The 19,051-nt window shown below is 59.3% G+C and carries 25 protein-coding genes and 2 tRNA genes; 17 read left to right on the forward strand and 10 right to left on the reverse strand.

The features are described from left to right. The first annotated feature begins 245 nt into the window (after nucleotides 1-245). The gene (locus WI754_RS15685) at nucleotides 246-464 is read left to right on the forward strand and encodes a hypothetical protein (RefSeq protein WP_037130304.1); all 219 of its coding nucleotides are present in this window, start codon (nucleotides 246-248) and stop codon (nucleotides 462-464) included. A 176-nt stretch (nucleotides 465-640) separates the two neighbouring features. Here the strand turns inward: WI754_RS15685 and WI754_RS15690 are convergent, their stop codons facing one another. Then, on the reverse strand, nucleotides 641-856 hold the full coding sequence (locus tag WI754_RS15690; protein WP_349434407.1) for a hypothetical protein: 216 nt from the start codon (nucleotides 854-856) through the stop codon (nucleotides 641-643). 266 nt (nucleotides 857-1,122) lie between these two features. On the opposite strand from WI754_RS15690, the gene WI754_RS15695 reads away from it, so the two are divergent. Then, nucleotides 1,123-1,284 (forward strand): DUF3102 domain-containing protein, encoded by a 162-nt coding sequence (locus WI754_RS15695; RefSeq protein WP_349434409.1) that lies wholly within the window; start codon nucleotides 1,123-1,125, stop codon nucleotides 1,282-1,284. A 29-nt stretch (nucleotides 1,285-1,313) separates the two neighbouring features. Here the strand turns inward: WI754_RS15695 and WI754_RS15700 are convergent, their stop codons facing one another. Then, entirely contained in the window at nucleotides 1,314-1,577 is a 264-nt protein-coding gene (locus tag WI754_RS15700) for a hypothetical protein (RefSeq protein ID WP_349434411.1), read from the reverse strand. A 286-nt stretch (nucleotides 1,578-1,863) separates the two neighbouring features. Here WI754_RS15700 and WI754_RS15705 point away from each other — a divergent pair, with 286 nt between their 5' ends. Next, nucleotides 1,864-2,043, forward strand: a complete 180-nt coding sequence (locus tag WI754_RS15705) for a hypothetical protein (RefSeq protein ID WP_349434412.1) — start codon at nucleotides 1,864-1,866, stop codon at nucleotides 2,041-2,043. Nucleotides 2,044-2,053: 10 nt separating this feature from the next. Here WI754_RS15705 and WI754_RS15710 read toward each other — a convergent pair whose 3' ends face one another. The 3 genes from WI754_RS15710 to lexA form a co-directional block, all read right to left on the reverse strand. After that, nucleotides 2,054-2,263 (reverse strand): hypothetical protein, encoded by a 210-nt coding sequence (locus WI754_RS15710; protein ID WP_349434414.1) that lies wholly within the window; start codon nucleotides 2,261-2,263, stop codon nucleotides 2,054-2,056. Nucleotides 2,264-3,210: 947 nt separating this feature from the next. Next, nucleotides 3,211-3,284 (reverse strand) — tRNA-Cys (locus tag WI754_RS15715). Nucleotides 3,285-3,641: 357 nt separating this feature from the next. Continuing rightward, the gene (lexA, locus tag WI754_RS15720) at nucleotides 3,642-4,358 is read right to left on the reverse strand and encodes a transcriptional repressor LexA (protein ID WP_349434415.1); all 717 of its coding nucleotides are present in this window, start codon (nucleotides 4,356-4,358) and stop codon (nucleotides 3,642-3,644) included. A gap of 229 nt (nucleotides 4,359-4,587) precedes the next feature. Here lexA and WI754_RS15725 point away from each other — a divergent pair, with 229 nt between their 5' ends. Next, nucleotides 4,588-4,740 carry a hypothetical protein gene (locus WI754_RS15725; protein WP_349434416.1) on the forward strand — a complete coding sequence of 51 codons (153 nt, stop codon included), beginning with the start codon at nucleotides 4,588-4,590 and terminating at the stop codon, nucleotides 4,738-4,740. Nucleotides 4,741-4,787: 47 nt separating this feature from the next. Here WI754_RS15725 and WI754_RS15730 read toward each other — a convergent pair whose 3' ends face one another. Further along, nucleotides 4,788-5,063 (reverse strand): hypothetical protein, encoded by a 276-nt coding sequence (locus WI754_RS15730; RefSeq protein ID WP_349437830.1) that lies wholly within the window; start codon nucleotides 5,061-5,063, stop codon nucleotides 4,788-4,790. A 192-nt stretch (nucleotides 5,064-5,255) separates the two neighbouring features. Between WI754_RS15730 and WI754_RS15735 the strand changes: the two genes are divergently transcribed. The 6 genes from WI754_RS15735 (at nucleotide 5,256) to WI754_RS15760 (ending at nucleotide 9,431) form a co-directional block, all read left to right on the forward strand. Further along, nucleotides 5,256-5,330 (forward strand) — tRNA-Asn (locus WI754_RS15735). Nucleotides 5,331-5,557: 227 nt separating this feature from the next. Then, the gene (locus WI754_RS15740; protein ID WP_349434418.1) at nucleotides 5,558-6,388 is read left to right on the forward strand and encodes a class I SAM-dependent methyltransferase; all 831 of its coding nucleotides are present in this window, start codon (nucleotides 5,558-5,560) and stop codon (nucleotides 6,386-6,388) included. 135 nt (nucleotides 6,389-6,523) lie between these two features. Then, a complete protein-coding gene (locus WI754_RS15745) occupies nucleotides 6,524-7,156 on the forward strand; it encodes a LysE family translocator (RefSeq protein ID WP_349434419.1) in 633 nt (210 codons plus the stop codon). A 196-nt stretch (nucleotides 7,157-7,352) separates the two neighbouring features. Continuing rightward, the gene (locus WI754_RS15750) at nucleotides 7,353-8,606 is read left to right on the forward strand and encodes a cyclopropane-fatty-acyl-phospholipid synthase family protein (protein WP_349434421.1); all 1,254 of its coding nucleotides are present in this window, start codon (nucleotides 7,353-7,355) and stop codon (nucleotides 8,604-8,606) included. 149 nt (nucleotides 8,607-8,755) lie between these two features. Continuing rightward, nucleotides 8,756-9,118, forward strand: coding sequence for an SMR family transporter (locus WI754_RS15755; protein WP_349434423.1), 363 nt, complete (start codon nucleotides 8,756-8,758; stop codon nucleotides 9,116-9,118). After that, nucleotides 9,105-9,431 (forward strand): SMR family transporter, encoded by a 327-nt coding sequence (locus tag WI754_RS15760; protein ID WP_349434424.1) that lies wholly within the window; start codon nucleotides 9,105-9,107, stop codon nucleotides 9,429-9,431. Before WI754_RS15755 ends, WI754_RS15760 begins: the two co-directional genes overlap by 14 nt. Here the strand turns inward: WI754_RS15760 and WI754_RS15765 are convergent. Next, entirely contained in the window at nucleotides 9,419-10,261 is an 843-nt protein-coding gene (locus WI754_RS15765) for an SDR family NAD(P)-dependent oxidoreductase (protein WP_349434426.1), read from the reverse strand. The two genes, WI754_RS15760 and WI754_RS15765, sit on opposite strands and share 13 nt — an antisense overlap. 397 nt (nucleotides 10,262-10,658) lie before the next feature. On the opposite strand from WI754_RS15765, the gene WI754_RS15770 reads away from it, so the two are divergent. From WI754_RS15770 to WI754_RS15790, 5 genes are all read left to right on the forward strand, one after another. Then, the gene (locus WI754_RS15770) at nucleotides 10,659-11,699 is read left to right on the forward strand and encodes a cysteine synthase A (RefSeq protein WP_349434428.1); all 1,041 of its coding nucleotides are present in this window, start codon (nucleotides 10,659-10,661) and stop codon (nucleotides 11,697-11,699) included. Between the two features lie 7 nt (nucleotides 11,700-11,706). Continuing rightward, on the forward strand, nucleotides 11,707-12,450 hold the full coding sequence (locus WI754_RS15775) for an alanyl-tRNA editing protein (RefSeq protein WP_349434429.1): 744 nt from the start codon (nucleotides 11,707-11,709) through the stop codon (nucleotides 12,448-12,450). Nucleotides 12,451-12,465: 15 nt separating this feature from the next. Then, nucleotides 12,466-13,320 (forward strand): 3-mercaptopyruvate sulfurtransferase, encoded by an 855-nt coding sequence (gene sseA, locus WI754_RS15780; RefSeq protein ID WP_349434431.1) that lies wholly within the window; start codon nucleotides 12,466-12,468, stop codon nucleotides 13,318-13,320. Nucleotides 13,321-13,325: 5 nt separating this feature from the next. After that, nucleotides 13,326-13,892 carry a GNAT family N-acetyltransferase gene (locus WI754_RS15785; protein ID WP_349434433.1) on the forward strand — a complete coding sequence of 189 codons (567 nt, stop codon included), beginning with the start codon at nucleotides 13,326-13,328 and terminating at the stop codon, nucleotides 13,890-13,892. Nucleotides 13,893-13,973: 81 nt separating this feature from the next. Next, nucleotides 13,974-14,444: a DUF1203 domain-containing protein gene (locus tag WI754_RS15790; RefSeq protein WP_349434434.1), complete on the forward strand. Its 471-nt coding sequence runs from the start codon at nucleotides 13,974-13,976 to the stop codon at nucleotides 14,442-14,444. Between the two features lie 54 nt (nucleotides 14,445-14,498). Here the strand turns inward: WI754_RS15790 and ald are convergent, their stop codons facing one another. Next, a complete protein-coding gene (ald, locus tag WI754_RS15795; protein WP_349434436.1) occupies nucleotides 14,499-15,617 on the reverse strand; it encodes an alanine dehydrogenase in 1,119 nt (372 codons plus the stop codon). Between the two features lie 157 nt (nucleotides 15,618-15,774). Here ald and WI754_RS15800 point away from each other — a divergent pair, with 157 nt between their 5' ends. Beyond that, entirely contained in the window at nucleotides 15,775-16,233 is a 459-nt protein-coding gene (locus WI754_RS15800) for an Lrp/AsnC family transcriptional regulator (protein ID WP_349434438.1), read from the forward strand. Between the two features lie 21 nt (nucleotides 16,234-16,254). On the opposite strand, the gene WI754_RS15805 is transcribed toward WI754_RS15800, so the two are convergent. Further along, nucleotides 16,255-17,532 (reverse strand): GGDEF domain-containing protein, encoded by a 1,278-nt coding sequence (locus tag WI754_RS15805; protein WP_349434439.1) that lies wholly within the window; start codon nucleotides 17,530-17,532, stop codon nucleotides 16,255-16,257. A gap of 176 nt (nucleotides 17,533-17,708) precedes the next feature. After that, nucleotides 17,709-18,026, reverse strand: coding sequence for an HlyU family transcriptional regulator (locus WI754_RS15810; protein ID WP_349434441.1), 318 nt, complete (start codon nucleotides 18,024-18,026; stop codon nucleotides 17,709-17,711). 80 nt (nucleotides 18,027-18,106) lie between these two features. On the opposite strand from WI754_RS15810, the gene WI754_RS15815 reads away from it, so the two are divergent. Further along, nucleotides 18,107-19,024, forward strand: a complete 918-nt coding sequence (locus WI754_RS15815) for an alpha/beta fold hydrolase (protein WP_349434443.1) — start codon at nucleotides 18,107-18,109, stop codon at nucleotides 19,022-19,024. Nucleotides 19,025-19,051 lie beyond the last annotated feature (27 nt).

The raw sequence follows: 19,051 nt of genomic DNA on the forward strand, positions 1-19,051 counted from the left end.
CGGCGCTGTTACCGCGGGAACCAACCCCGCGCGCCGGGAGTGGTCGGGCAGCGCGCGTCCTGAAAGCTGGAGCGGCACTTTCTGGCGGGATTCGTGCGATAACGATTCACTCGATCGCCAAACTGTGCTAGGTTCCGGATCGAGGCAAACCACACCGGTTGTTGCGACCCCTTTCTGTTTGCCAACGGATCGCCAGTGCAGTCTTTGGACTGGGATTCCACTTATCCGCGGTGAAGGAGAACGCCATGCATTACAGCGTGCAGTTTTTCACCTGGACGCCAAAACAGGGCGTCCATCAAGTCGGCTCGACGATCGAGATCGACGCGGTCAATCCAAAACTGGCGGCCGTGTCACTGTTGGGCCTGAGGCTGGATGAGACCGGTGCGGCGAAGAAACTGGCAGCCCGCGTCTGGAATGCGCCGGATGATTGCAAGGCCGATTGTGAATGCTTCTACTACCATTGACCACCAGCTGCATTCCGCACGCAAACTCTCCCTCGCTTCGTCGCCATTGATTGGGCTTTGCGAATGGCGTGGCTTATCTCCAGCCGGATTGCTTCGTCGCCGGTGGTTGTGCGTTGCCTTGCGGCGCATATAAAACGCACCTCTGCCAATTATCGCGAACGTCGGAATTGTTCTCTTCAACGCATCGAAAAGTGCGTCATCGGCTGCTGGTCAGTGAGAACATCATGCCCATGTCCGCAATGAAACAAGGTTGCCGACATGGTTGAAGCGGCGACCCTATCCAATTGCGAATATTGTGGAAAATTTTGGAGGCCTCGCCCGGAATTGAACCGGGGTACAAGGATTTGCAGGCTTTCACCTGCAATTGTTTCAAAAGGCTTTTCTGCTTTCATGTCGCGTTCATGTTGCAGTCAGTGACGACAGCCACGCTTGAATGAGAGCAGTGCCAGCGATGGCATCAGCTAGGGAGACTACGTCGCCTTCGGCCTTGGGTATGACCATTGCGCAGTTCAAGAAACTCTCCCCTGAAAAGCAGGAGGAGACCAGGCAAGCCTATTGGAGACTCGTATCGCCCTCGAATGGCTCGCGGCCCGATCAGCCGGCTACACCATCCCGCCCAGGCCTGCCTCGCACCTATGAGCGGCTTTCGGAGGCGAGAATGATCGAGCTCGGCCGGGAACTCCTCGCCATCAAGGCGAAGCTGCCTCAAGGGCATTTCATGCCATGGGTGAAGGAGAAGAGCGGCATCAGCTATACGGCCGCGCAGCGGTTCATGCGAGCGGCGAAGGACGCAGACACAGCGGTCCCAGTCGGCGGTTGAATGCGCGTCTGTGGGCTGCGGATCGCTCGTCACATGACACGGCCATCCATCATTTCTTGATCACGATTTTCGACTGCCGTAACGGCAAGCTCCTTGGACTCCGCATAACCTTGTTGGACGTCAAACTGTGGCCCACCGACATTTGACCACCTCCACGATCCTTCGGTTTCCAGTCGTCCCTCTAGCGTCACTCTGCCGATCATTCGTTCGCCTTCGTAGCCAACGAAATCCTGATTAGGCGAGAAATACAATGCGATCCAAAAATATTCATGTGGTGCAGAATCCGGAGGCATCGCCAGTCACTCCTTCGCGTGTGCAAGGTTTGCAGTTGCCCCAATTGTGCCCGTTGACGGCCTGCAGGATGCGCCCCGTTTCGAGAAAAGGAAAGCCGATACTTACGCCTGTGGGATCTAATTCCTTGGCTGCCGTCGATTGCGCTCAGCCTTTAGATGTAGATCGCACACAAAACACGCAGACGCCCGCCAAACGGGGTAGGTCACCTGTCGCCATTACAGCGAGCGCACCGAGCAGACTGGCGATTCCGTGTGCTATGATGCGAACAGATTGCGGGAGGCGACGATGGCATACGAAGTCGATATTACTGTCCTGTTCGACGTGATCACGAAATCGGTTCTCGTTGGCTTCCGTGACGAACTCACCACTTTACCGGGTCCGTTCCTCGATCGAAGAGCCGGGATTGCGGCAGGCGAGGCCTACTGTAAGACACTGGGTTGGAAAGACGGAGCCCAATCACCCTGACGTCGCTCCGCTATCTTTCCCGATGGAATAGCTCCATCGCGATCGGGCGCGTGACGAGTTCCTCTTGGTCCGTCACTCCGCTCTGGAACAGTTCAATGAGCTGACTTGCGATCATCTCCGCTTCCAAACTTTCCGGGCGAATACTGAGTTTTTGGCAACGGGCATCGAGCGCGCGCTTCAAAACGTCGATGTCCACGGGATCAAGGAAAAAGTCGAACATGCTTCCACTCCTCAGCGAAACCAAGTGACTGACAAAATATTGGGAGTGCTTTTCGGGTTCGCAAGAGGTAGCGATCGGCAAATCACTGACCCCACGACCCTCTAATCGTGGCGCTGCTTCGCGCCGATACTGTTGAAAAACTCCGACTGGGCATGGCCGCATTGGCGAGTGCACCAATCACAGCGCGACGGTAGGAGCCGATTCGCTGAAGCCCAGGCTCCGACCTCTAGAAAAGGTATTGGGAGGAACAGAAATGACGGGTTCGGCGGAGACGCGCCCTTTCCGACGCGTGCCCCGACGGCTACAGGGGGCGGTGAAGGTCATGGGTTATCTCCCTGCCCGTTTTGAGGGCCGGTTTGCTGCGGGTTAAAATCAGGGGTAGCGCAGGCGTCTGCCGTACTTTAAGGTTTCCTCATGGCAATGGAGGTTGCCTGAGGAGGATTTCATGAACGATCCCATCATTGGATTTTTGGTCGCAGGTGAACTGTCCTGCCTATTCTGGGCGGCTGTGTTCATGTTGGCCGGCTAAATCCCAGCGATAGAACTGCTGATCCTACTTAGCAACGCCCGCAGTGCGCGCCTTTCACCGGAGTTTCCGGTGTGCGCTAAAAAGGCTGAAAGAGGCTGCTCTTCAAATCGCGTCGGCCCCACTTGGGAAGTGCTTGATATCCGTACTTTAAGTTCCCCGGTGGCGGCGTCGAACACCAAGCTCCATGTTTTGATGTTTCCATGGGGCAATCCCGTCTTTCGAAAATCCTTCACAACGATCATTTTGAGGGGGCCCTCATGGTCGCAACATGTTGCATTTCATGTCGCGTGAACTAGCCGAGGGTAGCCGGAAACCGTTGGAAATCAAGGGAACTGGATTGCAACATGATGCGACATGCTGGCATCAAGTCAATTGTCCAGAATCGCCCATAAGGCTTTAATTTCATTGTGGAAAATTTTGGAGGCCTCGCCCGGAATTGAACCGGGGTACAAGGATTTGCAGTCCTCTGCGTCACCACTCCGCCACGAGGCCTCGTAACGATCATCACTTAATCGTGACGGGCGTTTAGACCGATTTCCGTTCCAGTGCAAGACGCCATGATCGAATTCCAGTTTTTTCTCATGGGAGAATCCAGTCTCCCATCCATTGCCGCTTCGGTTCCTCAGGAAATGCCGCGCCTAATGCATGTCGTCCAAAAGTGTGCCGCGGTTTTGGGACAACCACATGCATAAAAACAAAGACCTAAAGCGCAGCGCATGAATCCGTTTTGACGCGATGCGCTTTAGCGGATGTGCCGACGCGCCGGATCATTGCCAAGCCCCCGCTCCCGTCAATTTTCAAAGAAAATCAGCCGTCTGCGTCCGCTGGCGTCCGGATTCGGCTTGCCGCTTAATGGTAACGTCGGATCAGACCGACCAGTTTGCCTTGTATCTTGACTCGGTCGGGGCCGAAAATCCGGGTTTCGTAGGCAGGGTTGGCAGCTTCGAGCGCAATCGATGCACCCTTGCGGCGAAACCGCTTCAGCGTCGCCTCCTCATCGTCCACCAAGGCGACGACAATCTCTCCCGGGCTGGCGCTGTTGGTATTGCGGATGATGACGGTGTCGCCATCGAGAATGCCGGCCTCGATCATCGAATCGCCGCGCACTTCCAGCGCATAATGTTCGCCGCTCCCGACCATCTCGAGCGGCACGGAAATATCGTGCGTATTGTTCTGGATCGCCGAGATCGGCACACCGGCCGCGATTCGCCCCATGACCGGGATAGAAACGGAACTGTTCTCATTGCTGGCCGGTACGGCCTTGGCGGTGGCTGGCGCCGGCGGAGCGCCGCGGCTGCCCTGGATAACGCTCGGCGAAAAACCACGCTTGGGCTGGAGGCTCATGGAATAGGCCTCCGGCAGCTTGATCACTTCAAGCGCGCGCGCCCGGTTGGGCAGACGCCGGATGAAGCCGCGCTCCTCGAGCGCCGTGATCAGCCGGTGAATGCCGGATTTGGAAGCGAGGTCCAGTGCATCCTTCATCTCATCGAAGGACGGCGGCACACCCGATTCCTTCATTCTTTCGTGAATGAACAGAAGCAGTTCCTGTTGCTTGCGGGTCAGCATGAAAGATCACTCCGGATCGAGAAACAAATCAAGAACGAACACTATATGTTCCATATGTGTTCCGCAAGTCCCTAAAATTCGTTGAACTTTTTCAAAGCGCGATTTTATTGGGCTTGTCCCGCCGAAAGCCGGCATTCATCACGCCGCCGCGGAACATTCGCAACCGTCCGGCCGTTTTCCGCTCAGCGGTGTCGAGGCGCGGCAGGGATTGCTGGGCCGACCGGTATTGATGGTTCTGATCGGCAGCCTCGTGCTTGCCCTCATTGCCTGGGGCGGCGTCGAGATGTTCGGCGAAAGCACCGACAATGATGCCGCGACGCAGGTTCAGGAAATCATTCCGGCGGCCAAGGATGCCGTGAAAGCCTTATCCGCCACGACTTGATTGCAGCCCCTCCAGCCCCGGTGAGGCCTTTGCAGATTGGCGCCGGGTTACGACGTCTGCCGCTTGCGCGCCCACCAGACGGAAAGTCTGCGGCGCTGGCGCCGGACGAAGGCGAGGTCATGCGACAGCACGATCAGGCCTAAGGGCACCATCCAGAAGCCCAAAACCGGGAGGAAGCCCAGGATACCGCCAAAGAGCAGCACGGCACCAAGTGCAATGCGCAAGGCCCGCGATTGAGGCAGGCGCAGGCGCCACGACCCGAGAATGAGTTCATGCGCGCGCGCATCGATACCGAATTTTTTCGTTTTCTGCGGTTCTGCCATAAACTCACCTGCTACACGTCCGATGGCGAGCACCACGGAGCGAATTTGCATTGCGGCTCTTCAAGTGCGCCGCTCTCCCCAGATGGGGAGTTCTCCACAGTCAGACAAGATTGTGCACTTTTTTTGAAAAACTGCTTGGCAAATCGGAAAAGCATTTGTATTAGCAGCCTCACTTCTGCAGCGCGCAGATGATCCCTGGTAGCTCAGCGGTAGAGCATTCGACTGTTAATCGACAGGTCGCCGGTTCGAATCCGGCCCGGGGAGCCAGTTTCAAAGGGCTGCACTTAATGGTGCAGCCCTTTTTCGTTGCATATTTTTCAATGATGCGAGACCGGCCAGCCTGCTTAATCGCCTCGACCCTGTTCACAACTGCATTGTCGCCTATACTCTCGGTACTGTTTCGCGCGCATTGCAGCGGGATCGCTGTCCTGTCGTCCGACGATAAGTGCGCCGGGACGAGCTTGGTGCGCCGGCTCTGACGGCACGGGATCACAATGACAGCCGAAAAAGTGTCGCTGACCGGGGAGAAGCAAACTCTCCTCATCACGCTTTACGCGAAGGCCGGGGAAAGCCGCCTGCCGGATTCCCTTCTGCAGGATCGTTTCGCCGCCGAGACCGTCCGCCGGATCGACTATGACTTTTCGCGGCTGAAGGTTGATCGCGACATGATGATCGGCGTGGCGATGCGCGCCCATATTCTCGACGGCTGGACGCGTGACTTCATTGCACGCCATCCCGACGCGACCGTCCTGCATCTCGGCTGCGGGCTGGACAGTCGCATATTCCGCGTCGATCCGGCGCCGAATATCCGCTGGTTCGACGTGGACTATCCCGAGGTTGTCACGCTACACCGAAAACTCTATCCCGAGCGCGACGGGTACAGTCTGATCGGTTCGTCCGTGACGGACCCGAAATGGCTCGCGGATGTGCCCGCCGACCGTCCGACCATCGTCATCGCCGAGGGGCTTTTTCCTTATCTTCCGGCCGACGAGGTCCCGAAGCTGCTGCGGCGGCTCACCGCGCATCTCCCGAGCGGTGAGTTGGTCTTTGATGGCTATAGCCGGCTCGGACTGGAACTCATCAGCTGGCAGCCTTCGGTGCGCGCGACCGGAGCCAGGCTGCATTGGGCGATAAACGATCCGCGCGACCTCGAAAGGCAGGTTCCACGGCTGAAACTGCAAACTGAACTTCCGGCCTATGATCCGGAAGGTTACGATCCGAGGCAGATCGCCAGGCTATCCTGGGCGGCGCGTTTGACGATTCTCGCCTTCGCCGCAGTTCCGGCCCTTGGGCGAATCGGCTGGCTCTTGCGCTTTCGGTTTTGAAACGCTCTGCCCAATATGTGCATGCTCCCGCGGGGCTTGACGCGTCCGGCGGTCTTGCAACCGACGAGCGCGACAATACGTCAATTCCGTTGTACAAAGAACTTCCGCCCTCACCCGCCGGAACCGGAGCCGACAATGCCTGCAACCGACCTGCTGATCGCCTTTCTTGCCACGACCGCGGTCTTTGCCTACATCCCCGGCCCTGCCATGCTTTATGCCGCGGCCCAGACGATCGCACGCGGTCGGTGGTCGGGGCTGATGGCTGCATTGGGCATTCATCTCGGCGGCTATGTCCATGTTTTTGCAGCGGCCGCCGGCTTGTCGATCCTGTTCCACGCCGTGCCGATGCTTTACATGGCCGTGAAATTTGCCGGAGCGGCCTATCTTGTCTGGCTCGGCATTTCGCTGTTTCGTGCCCGGGTGCGAGAGGATGTCGCCCTGCCCGGCATCGAGCCGAAATCCGGCCGGCGCGCCTTTTTCGAAAGCGTCACCGTCGAGGTTCTCAATCCCAAGACGGCGATCTTCTTTGTGGCCTTCCTGCCGCAATTCGCCGATGTTTCCGCCGCTTTCCCCGTCTGGCTGCAGCTTGCCATTCTGGGGACCATCGTCAATCTCATGTTTTCTTCGGCCGACATCGTCTGTGTGCTTCTGGCCGGCGCGGTGATTGGGCGGCTGCGCCGCTCGGGCCAGGCGCAGCGCCTCATGCAGCGCGCCGGCGGTGCAATGCTGATCGGGTTGGGTGCTCATCTTGCCTTTCAGAAGAGCTGATTCTTAAGCGAGAACCGCGTTCGCGAGACTTTTCGCAAGACCTGAAATAAAAAAGCTATGAAAACAATAACGCTTCCCCCGCCCCGATGGCTCGTGATTGTTTGGAGGCACGGATTTTCTCATGAAATCAACGTTGGCGACCCGGCGAAATGAGGTTATTTTGTGTCAGGAGCAATGATTTCCGAGGATCTGTCGTATGAGCACAGCAGACGCCTGTTCTTGCGAGCCGAAGGATGGCGAGCGCCTTTCCGCTGAAAATCTATCACGTATCATCAAGGGGCTGCCCGCCAAGGCGCAACGGGTGCTGCGCGGTCTCGTTCACATGCAGGCCGGCTGCCTGAAACTGACATTGCCGGATAGCCGCAAGGTCGTCGTCAAAGGCAAGACAGAGGGACCTGTCGCCTCGGTTACCCTTCACAACTGGAACATGCCACAACGGGCCCTCAGCGGCGGCACCATCGCCGTTGCCGAAAGCTATATGGACGGTGACTGGGACAGCCCGGATGTCGGCGCCTTCCTCGAACTCTTCCTCGTCAACACCGATGTCGGCCGTAATTTTTCCAATGGCGCCCGCGGGGTGCTGCGGCTGGTCGAAAAACTCCGCCACTGGCTGAACGCCAATACGAAGACGGGCTCGAAGCGGAACATCTCCGCCCACTACGACCTCGGCAACGCCTTCTACAAGCAGTGGCTGGACCCGACCATGACCTATTCCTCGGCGCTCTATTCGACCGGGGCGAATGATCTGCAGTCGGCGCAACGCGCCAAATACCAGGCGCTCGCGGACGCTGCCGGGATCGAGGCCGGTCACCACGTCCTTGAGATCGGCTGCGGCTGGGGCGGTTTTGCCGAATATGCGGCCGGCGAGATCGGTTGCAAGGTAACCGGGCTGACCATCAGCCGCGAACAGCTCGCTTTTGCCAACGAGCGGATGAAGAAGGCGGGGCTGTCCGACAAGGTCGATATCAGGTTCCAGGACTATCGCGACGAGACGGGGCTCTATGACCGGATCGTCTCCATCGAGATGTTCGAGGCCGTCGGCGAGAAATATTGGCCCGCCTATTTCGCGCAGTTGCAGCGCTGCCTGAAGCCCGGCGGCAAGGCCGGCCTGCAGATCATCACCATCAAGCCGGAAGCCTATCGGGAATATCGCGCCAACCCCGACTTCATCCAGAAATATGTCTTCCCGGGCGGCATGCTGCCGACGCGCGAACATCTGATCGATCTCGGCCGCAAGGTCGGACTGAAGATGAGCGGCGATTTCGGCTTCGGCCTCGATTATGCCCGCACGCTGGCCGAATGGCGCCAGCGCTTCTGGAGTGTCTGGGACAAGGTCGAGCCGCTCGGCTTCGACACCCGCTTCAAGCGCCTCTGGGAATTCTATCTGTTCTACTGCGAGGCCGGTTTCCGGGCCAAAAACATCGACGTAAGACAGATCGTCTATGAATGAGGGTATGGCCTGCGGCACTCAGTCCAGGCTCAACCGCCGAATGCTTCAACGTCTCCCCAGCAATAAAGTCGTTGCTACAGCTTTACCGCCGCTGTCGGGCGGCTTATGCACACCAAGGTTTTTTCAATCGACCATTCCAAGGGGATGACGTGCGTCTTGCATGGGTTTTTCTGGCGCTCGCCATTGCCACTGAAGTTATCGGCCTGACGGTGATGAAAGCCGCCTCGTCCGGCGGTGGCGCCTGGGGCTATGCGGTGATGTATGTCTCCATCGCCCTCTCCTATGTCTTCCTCGCCAAGGCAGTGAAGAAAATCTCGGTCGGCGTTGCCTACGCGATCTGGGAAGGTTCCGGCATTGCGCTGATCACGCTGGTTTCCGTCTTCGTCTTCAATCACGTGCTGAGCAATCAGGAGATGATCGGCCTGATGATGGCCGTCGGTGGCATCATTCTCGTCAATGCCGGCGAAGTTCACGAGGAGGAGCAAATGGAAGTGGCCGATGACCGCGTCTAACGTCTATTTCCTCTTCGCGGTGCTGGCGGGCGTGCTTGATGTCGCAGCCAACCTTGCTTCCACCAAGTCGAACGGATTCGCCCGCCGCGGCTGGGGCGCCCTGTCGATCCTGCTGGTACTCGCGGCGTTTGCCCTATTGGTGGAAGCGGTCAAAGGCATGGAACTGGCGATTGCCTATGCCATCCTCGGCGCTACCGGGATTTTTGGCACGGCCATTTCTGCCCGCATCCTTTTCGGCCAGAAACTGAAGCCGATCGGCTGGGTCGGGCTTGTCCTCGTCTTCGGCGCTGTGGTCGTGCTTCACACGGCCTGAGGGTCGCGCGCCATCGCTTCCGCGGCGCGACGCTGCGTCACAAGCGGTCGGTTTTTCCATCCGGTCGCCCAGTTCAATACCCAGAAGTAGAGCCCATAAGGCAGCAAGCTGAGCATTTTCATCCTGTAGGTGAAGCGCTTCGGAAAGGTGATCTCGAAACCGTTTGATTTCAGGCCTTTGGCGATACCGTCAGCCGCCTCTTGCGGGCTGATCAAAACCGGCATCGAAAATATGTTCTTCGCAGTGGACGCCGTGTCGACAAAACCTGGATTGATGATCTGCAGACGTATTCCGGTCTTGTCGAGATCGAATTTCAGGCTCTCGGCCATGTTGATCAACGCCGCCTTCGTCGCGCCATAGGCAGCGCTCGTCGGCAGACCGCCGTAACCCGAAACGGAGGAGACAATGGCGATCTGCCCGTGGCCTCGCGCCTGCATGTGACGCACGGCTGGCAAGAGACAGTTGACCGTCCCGTGCAGGTTCACCGCAAATGTCTTCTCGAAATCCTCGCGATGCATATCCTCGCCGTGCACCGGGATATGGACGCCGGCATTGAGCACCGCGAGCGCCATCGCGCCGTGTTCATATTCGATGGCCGCGAGAACGCGCTCCATGTCTCGCGGATCGGTGACGTCGCCGTCCAGCACGATGATCTTGCCCGGTCCCGGCGCTTCATGTTGGAGCTGAACCAGCTTTTCGTGGTCTCGGGCCGTGACCGCCACGTCGAAGCCGTCTCTTGCCAGATGCAGTGCCAAGGCGCGGCCGATGCCGGAGCTTGCGCCCGTCACCCAGGCCAAACCATGCTGCGGATGTGCGACAAAGTCGGTCATGGGTTTTCCTTTCGCCGTTCCAGGCTGCGCCATCCCGATACGCGGGATCACAAAACAATACGCATTGAAATGGAGTTTGTTCCCGCATTCGGGCCATTCGACGGCAATCAGCCGATCAGATGTCGATCAGCTGGCGCAGAGAGCCGACGAGCTCGACCGGCGCATCGGCTTTAGCAGCGCTTTTCCGGCGGCGGGTCAATTTTTGCCCGGGGCGGCATCCAGATGAAACACTTTTTCTTGCTTCGCTCCGCGCTCCGGCTGAAAAGACGCTAAGATTCCGGTATGTTGGATTGTGAAGGCCGAAAACGGCTGATGCGGTTCGGACATGTCCTGTTAAAGTCATCATCCGCGTCAGGCGACCGCCTGATGCAGTACCCCGCAGCCAAGAGGTTCGCTCATGTCCGTTCTGCCCTCCGTTCTCGACGCCATCGGCAATACGCCGCTGATCCGCCTCAAGGGACCGTCCGAGGCCACCGGCTGCACCATTCTCGGCAAGGCCGAATTTCTCAATCCGGGCCAGTCGGTCAAGGATCGGGCGGCGCTGTCGATCATCCGCCAGGCGGAAAAATCAGGGCAACTGAAGCCGGGTGGCGTCATTGTCGAAGGTACTGCCGGCAACACCGGAATCGGCCTCGCAGTGGTCGCGCAGGCGCTCGGCTACCGCACGGTCATCGTCATTCCGGAGACGCAGAGCCAGGAAAAGAAGGATGCCATTCGCTTGCTCGGCGCCGAGCTGGTCGAAGTCCCGGCCGTGCCCTACAAGAACCCAAACAACTACGTGAAACTGTCCGGCCGTCTCGCAGCCGAACTCGCAAAGACCGAGCCGAACGGCGCGATCTGGGCCAACCAGTTCGACAATGTCGCCAATCGTGACGCGCATGTGGAGACGACGGCACCGGAAATCTGGCGCGATACCGACGGCAAGGTCGATGGTTTCATCTGCGCGGTCGGGTCCGGCGGCACGCTCGCCGGCGTGGCGCTCGGCCTGAAAGCGAAGAACCCGAACATCAAGATCGGCATTGCTGATCCGGAGGGGGCGGCACTCTACAACTACTATGCTAATGGTGAACTGAAATCCTCCGGTGGCTCGATCACCGAGGGCATCGGCCAGGGCCGCATCACCGCAAACCTCGAAGGGTTCACGCCGGATTTCGCTTACCAGATTCCGGATACGGAAGCCGTACCGCTGGTCTTCGATCTCCTTGAAAAGGAAGGCATCTGCGTCGGCGGCTCGACCGGCATCAACATTGCCGGCGCCATCCGCCTGGCAAAAGATCTGGGTCCGGGACATACCATCGTGACGATCCTCTGCGACTATGGTAACCGCTATCAGTCGAAACTGTTCAATCCGGCATTTCTGAAGTCCAAGGGCCTTCCCGTTCCGGCCTGGCTGACCAGGAATTCCGGGATAACGGTGCCATACGAACCCGCCGGATAAGCATCTCATGAAAACGACTGCCCTTTTTCGCGACGATTTCTACCTTTCAACAACGGAAGCGATCGTTACGGGAATAAGGGAAGACGGCGGCATCGAACTCGATCAAACCTGCTTCTACGCGACGTCGGGCGGGCAGCCCGGCGACAACGGCTTTTTCGAACGCGCCGACGGCGGCCGCATCGAAATCGCCGCGACGCGCAATGGCGACACCAAGGACATCATCATCCACGTCCCCGTCGCCGATCAGCCGGTTCCGCTGGTTGGCGAAAAGCTGGTGCTGCACATCGACTGGCCACGCCGCTACAGGCTGATGCGTATGCATACGGCCTGCCATCTCCTTTCCGTCGTCTGTCAGTTTCCGATCACCGGTGCCGCTGTCGGCGAGGAGGAAAGCCGCGTCGATTTTGACATGAGCGAAACCATCGACAAGGACGAGGTGACGTCAGCGCTGATGAAGCTGGTGAACGAGAACCACCCTGTCTACCTGCAGTGGATCACCGACGCGGACCTTGCTGCCAATCCCGACATCGTCAAGTCGAAGAACGTCCGCCCGCCGATCGGTCTCGGCCGGGTCAGTCTCGTCTGCATCGGCGAGAATTCCTCGGTGGACAGCCAGCCCTGCGGCGGTACGCACGTCTCCGAAACCCAGGAGGTCGGCGCCATTTTCATCGCCAAAATTGAAAAGAAGGGTAAGGAAAACCGCCGTTTCCGCATCCGGTTCGGTACGCCGGAAACCGCACCCACCCTTTGATCGGAGAATAGAGCAATGAGCGAACAGAAAAGCGCCTTCGTCGTTTCCGCCGATTGGCTGGAACAGCGGCTGAACGATCCAACCGTCAAGATCATTGATGCCTCTTGGTATCTGCCGGCGCAGAAGCGCGATCCGAAGGCGGAATATGCCGCGGCGCATATTCCGGGCGCCGTATTCTACGATCAGGATGTCATCGCCGACCTGACCAGCGGCCTACCGCACACCATCCCAGCGCCCGCCGCCTTCGCCGATGCAGTCGGCAAGCTCGGCATCGGCGAGGCAGACACGATTGTCGTTTATGACGGTCCGGGCATCTTCACGGCGCCACGCGTCTGGTGGCTGTTGCGCACCATGGGGGCGAAATCGGTCTTCGTGCTGGATGGCGGCATGGACGGCTGGAAGGCGGAGGGACGTCCTGTGACGACGGATGTCCCGGAGCCGGTTCCGGTCACGTTCCATCCCCGGTTCAACGCGCAGGCAATCACCTCCTTTGCCGAGATGGTCGACATCGTCGCGACCGGCAATCGCCAGATTGCCGACGCGCGCGGCGCCGCCCGCTTTACCGGCGACGAAGCCGAGCCAAGGCCCGGCATGCGCTCGGGTCACATGCCGGGTGCCAAGAGCCTCCCCTCCGGCGTCTTTTCCACCGGCGGCAAGCTCAAATCGCTGGACGGCCTGCGGGAAACCATCGAATCCGCCGGCATCGATCTCGAAAAGCCGGTCGTTACCACCTGCGGCTCCGGCATCACCGCGGCGATCATCACGCTCGCATTGCAATCGTTGGGCCATGCGGACAATAAGCTTTATGATGGCTCCTGGTCCGAATGGGGCAGCCGGGCGGATACGCCCGTGGTGACGGGAAAAGAGTGATCGAAATGATCGAGGAAAAAGGTATGGAGCCGCTTGCGGTGCGCGTCACCGAGTTGGAAATGACGGCAGCGCCGAAGCAGAGCCTGCCCGTGCCGGTCAACATCCAGACCGCGATCATGCGTGTGCCGGAAATCCCGCTGCCGTTCTACCGCTTTCTCTATCTGCAGGTCGGACGGCGCTGGAGCTGGGTCGATCGGTTGCGGCTGAGCGATGCGGAACTGACTGACATCCTGCATGACAAGCGCAATTCCGTGACTGTCCTATACGTCAACGGCGCGCCGGCCGGATTTTTTGAACTGCTGCAGGTCGATGAGGACAATGTCGAGCTCTCGCATTTCGGCATGTTCGAGCGCGCGCTTGGCCTCGGCCTCGGAAAGTGGTTCCTACTGCAGACGCTTTATGCCGCCTGGGGTTCCAATCCGAAAGTTGTCCGTGTGTCGACCAATACCCTCGACCACCCCCGCGCGCTGCAGCTCTACCAGCGCTTCGGCTTTTCCCCGGTCTCGACACATGACGCGACGGTGCAGCCACTGAGCGACGAGGAATTGCTAGCGCTCGCGCGCAACTTCTGACCAAGCGCACGCGGCAAGAATCGGGTGTCGCGTGCTTTCGGCGCATGGCATTTCTTCCTCGATCAAACTGGAGGAAATGACATGCCCCTGCGCTACAAGCCGATGCCGAGCGATCTTGCCGGACGCTACCGTCGCCGCGAACCGGATGCCTATGGCCTTACGCCCGAGTTGCATGTTTCCGATGGCGATGGCATGCCCTGCCGCCATTGTCTCGCCAACATTGCCGCCGGCGATCCCTACCTCATCCTTGCGTACCGGCCCTTCCCGACGCTGCAACCCTATGCGGAAACCGGTCCGATCTTCCTGCATGCGGAAGAATGCGAAGCTTATGCGGGCGGTGAAGCTGCTCCGCCGATCCTGACAACGAGCAAGGACTATCTGCTGCGTGGCTATGGCGCCGACGACCGTATCGTATACGGCAGCGGCGCGGTGACGCCTGTGGATGATATCGATGCCCGCGCCAAAGAGCTGCTCGATCGCCCCGAGATCGCCTATGTGCATGTCCGCTCTGCCCGCAACAATTGTTACCAGTGCCGCATCGAGCGCGCATGAAAACGGGGCTGGAATCGCCGGCCCCGCTATAGTCGTTATCGTCTGTACTCGTGATCAGGCGATCTTCAGCACGGCTTCCGGCGCGTGGTTTTCGTAACCGAGCGCCTCGGCGACTGCCTTGTTCGTCACGCGGCCCTTGTGGATGTTGAGGCCCGCGCGCAGATGCCGGTCCTCGGCAATCGCCTTCAGGCCGCGGTCGGCAAGCTGCAAGCCATAGAACAGGGTCGCATTGTTCAATGCCTGGGCCGAGGTGATCGGAACGGCGCCCGGCATGTTGGCAACGCAGTAATGCACGATGCCATCGACCTCATAGGTCGGATCCGAGTGCGTGGTCGCATGCGAGGTCTCGAAGCAGCCGCCCTGGTCGATGGCGACATCGACGATAACGGCGCCCTTCTTCATGCCGGACAGCATCTCGCGCGTGACGAGCTTGGGCGCAGCCGCACCCGGAATGAGCACCGCGCCGATCACGAGGTCGGCCGAGAAGACCTCCTCTTCCAGCGCATCGATGGTCGAAAAGCGCGTGTGGACGCGGCCGCCAAAGAGATCGTCGAGCTGCCGCAGCCGCGGAATGAAACGGTCGAGAATGCTGATGTCGGCGCCGAGCCCGGCGGCCATGCGGGCCGCATGCAAGCCGACGACGCCACCGCCGATCACCGCAACCTTGGCCGGCAGCACGCCCGGCACGCCGCCGAGCAGGATGCCGCGACCACCATTGGCCTTCTGCAGCGAGGTCGCGCCGGCCTGGATCGCCAGGCGCCCGGCAACTTCCGACATCGGCGCCAAAAGCGGCAGCCCGCCGCGCTCGTCCGTCACCGTCTCATAGGCAATGGCCGTCACGCCGGAATTGAGCAGTCCCTTGGTCTGTTCCGGGTCCGGAGCGAGATGCAGATAGGTATAGAGGATCTGACCGTCGCGAAGCTGCGCCCATTCCGAGGGCTGCGGCTCCTTGACTTTGACGATCATGTCGGATTTTTCAAAGATATCCTTGGCCGTGGCCACGATCTTCGCGCCCGCTGCGCGATAGGCATCGTCTTCCGCGCCAATCCCTGCGCCCGCCTTGGTTTCGATGATCACCTCGTGGCCATGCGCCACATATTCCCTCACCGATCCGGGTGTCAGGCCGACACGATATTCATGGTTTTTGATTTCCTTCGGGCAACCGACACGCATCTCGCGTTCCTCTCATTTTCGGCTTTCGCCGTTGCTTTTTTTACCCCTCTAGGGAAACAGAAAGCCGACCGCATGTCCTTGCAAAGAATCCAATCATTAGTGTAATATTTCGAATATTATTGCGTAGATACGGAAAAATTCGAAGGAAATTCGATCAATGGCGATAGACGCAATTGATGCTGCGATCTTGAGGATTCTTCAGCAGAACGGACGGATCGCCAATGCGGAACTTGCCGAGAAGGTGGGCCTGTCCGCCTCTGCCTGCTCGCGCCGGGTCGATATCCTCGAGAAATCCGGTGTCATCAGCGGCTACCACGCGCGCCTGGCGCACAAGGCACTAGATTACCGCATCATGGTCATCGTCCACATCTCGCTGTCGGGCCAGTTCGCCAAGACGCTGACGGAATTCGAGGCGGCGGTGAAACTCTGCCCCAACGTGCTGGTCTGCTATCTGATGTCGGGTGAATACGACTATATCCTGCGCGTCGCCGCAAAGGATCTCGAAGACTACGAACGCATCCACAGGGACTGGCTGTCCGCCTTGCCGCATGTGGTCAAGATCAATTCCAGCTTCTCGCTGCGCGAGATCATCGACCGGCCGAATGTCGGCGTCTGAACGCAGCCGGGCTTCGAGACGTCAGATATTGCCGACGACGCAGTTGCGCCCGCGGCGCTTGGCCTCATACAGCCGTGCATCCGCCTTCGACAGCAGATCCCGTGCCGCGGAACCATCGACAGGGGTCGAAGCAATTCCGATGCTCACGGTAACGGCGGCGCGATCCGCCGTCGCCACATCCGCTACGACGCGCTTGCGCAGGTCCTCGGCGCGCTGCAGCGCGCCTGCATGATCGAGACCGTCGCACAGCACCACGAATTCCTCGCCGCCATAGCGAAAGAAATAATCGCTCTGGCGCAGACCCGATTGGATCGCGGCGGCAATCGCCTTCAGCACATGATCTCCTTCGAGATGGCCGAAACGGTCGTTGACACTCTTGAAATGGTCGGCGTCGATCATGATCAGACTGACTGTATTGCCTGTCACCGCCGCGTTGCGGATCAGCCGCGGCGCTTCGAACTCAAACCGGCTGCGGTCGAGCACGCCGGTCAGCATGTCCCGCCCGGATTTCGACAGCAGGTCCTCGTAACGCTCCCGAAAAGTCAACGTGTTGAAGATGTCGCCGATCGGCTGCCGGGAAACGGACGGCCCCGAATGGCTGGAAAAATGTAGATATGCGCCAAGGATCACTGAGTAGAAGACGGCGGCCCCCATCTTTGCAAACCAGCCACCCCAGAACACCTCGGCCGGTGCGCCGTTCAGCGCATGCAGCGCGATGTAGAATCCGACCTGGTCGAAGGTCAGCACGGCAATGCCGCATAGAAGGAAACGCAGGGTGAGAAAACCACGCACCCAGCGCCCGAACCGTTCGTAGAGAAGGATAATCAGCAGCGCGTCGAGGTAGAGAAGAAGCGTTCCCCACAACATCAACCAGCCCATCTCGTCGATGAAGGCGAGATCGGCCGTGCGGCCTGGCACGACCGATACCGTCTGGTGCATCTGAAGCAGCTGGCTGAGCGCGACTGTCAAGAAATTGCCCGCCAGCAAGCCGTAGATCGGCTGGCGTACCGTCGCCGCATCCTCCTTCACGTAAAGAAGCAGGATCATCATCAACTTGCCGGCGAAAAGGACGGCCGAACCCGGTGAAATCACGCCGAAGGGCAGTTGCACGTAGAAGACCGCGGCGAGATAGGTCTCGATGAAATGCAGCACGCCGAGCGCGGCGATGAAGACGCCAATGCCGAGGCGATGGCGCAGCTCCAGCAGCGTGACCATGATCGCGACGTAGACAAGACCCTCGCAGAGAAAAAGCAACACATTGGTCATTGACAGCGGCGCGCCCGGGTTTGGTTGCGGCATTGTATAGATCGTAAATTTAAAGAAACGCTGACCAAATGCACCCATCGGATGATGGCCACGCTTTGGATCGTATCATGTTCGACCAAATGAGGATTCGCACGTATTTTCCGCACGTTTGTGCGTCGCTGCAGCGGCCGGCTAGTCAGCCGATTGGTCTTTGGTCCAAATGTCTTGATTTAGACCTGCCGGGAAACCATGTCATCGGCAAACAGCGAGGGGCCGTGCTGGTCGATGATCTGATGCGCCTTGCGCAAGGTCGCTTCGATAACATCCTGTTCCGAGCTGAAAAGATCGGCCCGGATGAAGGTACGGACGCGAACAACGCCGTCGACTTCCCTTTCGATGGAACCGGCCAGTCGGAATTGCGCGCCTTCCCGCTTCGGCGTCGCCCGGATCAGGCAATCGCCATAGGTCTCCGTCTTGCCGGAAGGCGCAGCGGTATCCGCCTTGGAGCCGCCAGAAAAACCGAACAATTTTGACAAGAACGAAGCCATGCGGAAGACTTATCATGGCAAACGAGGGTGTCAAAGGCTAAGTTTGAAACAGCCGGACCATCTCGCCGGCTCGGGAGAAAATGGATGGCAGCGGCCTTGCCCACGTCATGACGAGACCTTTTGCGGCAGTTGCATCAATTGAGGATATCGACGCCCGGCTCGCCGCCGCCGAAGCGGCGTTTCCCGACAACAGGCCCGGCCTTGCGAAGGAAATCGTCTGGGCCGACCCGCTCGCCAAGACCCGTACAGCTCTTGCGGTCATCTATATCCACGGGTTTTCGGCCTCGAAGGGAGAGGTCCGCCCCCTGCCCGATCTCGTTGCGACGTCGCTCGGCGCCAATCTTTTCTACACCCGTCTTGCCGGGCATGGGCGCAGCGGCGATGCGATGGCTGAAGGTTCCGTCGAAGCGTGGAAAAAAGACATGACGGAGGCCCTCGGCATTGCCACGCAAATCGGCGAAAGGACGCTGATCATCGCAACGTCAACCGGCGCCTCGCTTGCCACCTGGGCGCTCGCTCAGCCCGGCTCGACCGGCCCCGTTGCCGGCGCCGCTTTTCTCGCGCCGAATTTCAGGATCAGGGGGCGTGGCGCCGGCCTGCTGACGGCGCCGTTTGCCCGGGCGAGCGCCCGCCTCCTCCTTGGACAGCGGCGTGGCTTTGTCCCGTTGAACGCACTACATGCCGCCTATTGGACGAGCGAATATCCGGTTTCCGCCCTGTTGCCGATGGCGGCCCTGGTCAAGCAGGTTCGCGGCCTGCCATTCGAAAAGATCGGCACGCCGGTTCTATTCATCCATTCGGCAAAAGATCAGGTCGTCGATCCGCTTCAAACGGCACGCATTGCCAAGCGCTGGGGCGGACCGGCAACGCTGCTCGATCCCGGCGATATCGGCGATCCCTATGGTCACGTCATTGCGGGCGACGCCCTGTCACCGAAAACGACGGCAGCGATCGCCGCAGACATCATAAAATGGTTCAATAGTCGCCAGCAACCATAAAATATAACGGGATAAAATCATATCGAA

The organism is Pararhizobium sp. A13 (assembly GCF_040126305.1).
In the GTDB taxonomy this organism is placed as follows: Bacteria; Pseudomonadota; Alphaproteobacteria; order Rhizobiales; family Rhizobiaceae; genus Pararhizobium.

What these genes read in the sequence shown, in the direction of transcription:
- WI754_RS15695 (WP_349434409.1), top strand. Translation starts at nt 1,123, where the DNA reads ATGATCGAGCTCGGCCGGGAACTCCTCGCCATCAAGGCGAAGCTGCCT.
- WI754_RS15800 (WP_349434438.1), top strand. Translation starts at nt 15,775, where the DNA reads ATGGCGATAGACGCAATTGATGCTGCGATCTTGAGGATTCTTCAGCAG.
- WI754_RS15775 (WP_349434429.1), top strand. Translation starts at nt 11,707, where the DNA reads ATGAAAACGACTGCCCTTTTTCGCGACGATTTCTACCTTTCAACAACG.
- WI754_RS15740 (WP_349434418.1), top strand. Translation starts at nt 5,558, where the DNA reads ATGACAGCCGAAAAAGTGTCGCTGACCGGGGAGAAGCAAACTCTCCTC.
- WI754_RS15710 (WP_349434414.1), bottom strand. Translation starts at nt 2,263, where the DNA reads ATGTTCGACTTTTTCCTTGATCCCGTGGACATCGACGTTTTGAAGCGC.
- sseA (WP_349434431.1), top strand. Translation starts at nt 12,466, where the DNA reads ATGAGCGAACAGAAAAGCGCCTTCGTCGTTTCCGCCGATTGGCTGGAA.
- WI754_RS15805 (WP_349434439.1), bottom strand. Translation starts at nt 17,532, where the DNA reads ATGCCGCAACCAAACCCGGGCGCGCCGCTGTCAATGACCAATGTGTTG.
- WI754_RS15815 (WP_349434443.1), top strand. Translation starts at nt 18,107, where the DNA reads ATGGATGGCAGCGGCCTTGCCCACGTCATGACGAGACCTTTTGCGGCA.
- lexA (WP_349434415.1), bottom strand. Translation starts at nt 4,358, where the DNA reads ATGCTGACCCGCAAGCAACAGGAACTGCTTCTGTTCATTCACGAAAGA.
- WI754_RS15745 (WP_349434419.1), top strand. Translation starts at nt 6,524, where the DNA reads ATGCCTGCAACCGACCTGCTGATCGCCTTTCTTGCCACGACCGCGGTC.
- WI754_RS15700 (WP_349434411.1), bottom strand. Translation starts at nt 1,577, where the DNA reads ATGCCTCCGGATTCTGCACCACATGAATATTTTTGGATCGCATTGTAT.
- WI754_RS15690 (WP_349434407.1), bottom strand. Translation starts at nt 856, where the DNA reads ATGAAAGCAGAAAAGCCTTTTGAAACAATTGCAGGTGAAAGCCTGCAA.
- WI754_RS15760 (WP_349434424.1), top strand. Translation starts at nt 9,105, where the DNA reads ATGACCGCGTCTAACGTCTATTTCCTCTTCGCGGTGCTGGCGGGCGTG.
- WI754_RS15790 (WP_349434434.1), top strand. Translation starts at nt 13,974, where the DNA reads ATGCCCCTGCGCTACAAGCCGATGCCGAGCGATCTTGCCGGACGCTAC.
- WI754_RS15685 (WP_037130304.1), top strand. Translation starts at nt 246, where the DNA reads ATGCATTACAGCGTGCAGTTTTTCACCTGGACGCCAAAACAGGGCGTC.
- ald (WP_349434436.1), bottom strand. Translation starts at nt 15,617, where the DNA reads ATGCGTGTCGGTTGCCCGAAGGAAATCAAAAACCATGAATATCGTGTC.
- WI754_RS15785 (WP_349434433.1), top strand. Translation starts at nt 13,326, where the DNA reads ATGATCGAGGAAAAAGGTATGGAGCCGCTTGCGGTGCGCGTCACCGAG.
- WI754_RS15750 (WP_349434421.1), top strand. Translation starts at nt 7,353, where the DNA reads ATGAGCACAGCAGACGCCTGTTCTTGCGAGCCGAAGGATGGCGAGCGC.
- WI754_RS15770 (WP_349434428.1), top strand. Translation starts at nt 10,659, where the DNA reads ATGTCCGTTCTGCCCTCCGTTCTCGACGCCATCGGCAATACGCCGCTG.
- WI754_RS15730 (WP_349437830.1), bottom strand. Translation starts at nt 5,063, where the DNA reads ATGGCAGAACCGCAGAAAACGAAAAAATTCGGTATCGATGCGCGCGCG.
- WI754_RS15705 (WP_349434412.1), top strand. Translation starts at nt 1,864, where the DNA reads ATGGCATACGAAGTCGATATTACTGTCCTGTTCGACGTGATCACGAAA.
- WI754_RS15765 (WP_349434426.1), bottom strand. Translation starts at nt 10,261, where the DNA reads ATGACCGACTTTGTCGCACATCCGCAGCATGGTTTGGCCTGGGTGACG.
- WI754_RS15810 (WP_349434441.1), bottom strand. Translation starts at nt 18,026, where the DNA reads ATGGCTTCGTTCTTGTCAAAATTGTTCGGTTTTTCTGGCGGCTCCAAG.
- WI754_RS15725 (WP_349434416.1), top strand. Translation starts at nt 4,588, where the DNA reads ATGGTTCTGATCGGCAGCCTCGTGCTTGCCCTCATTGCCTGGGGCGGC.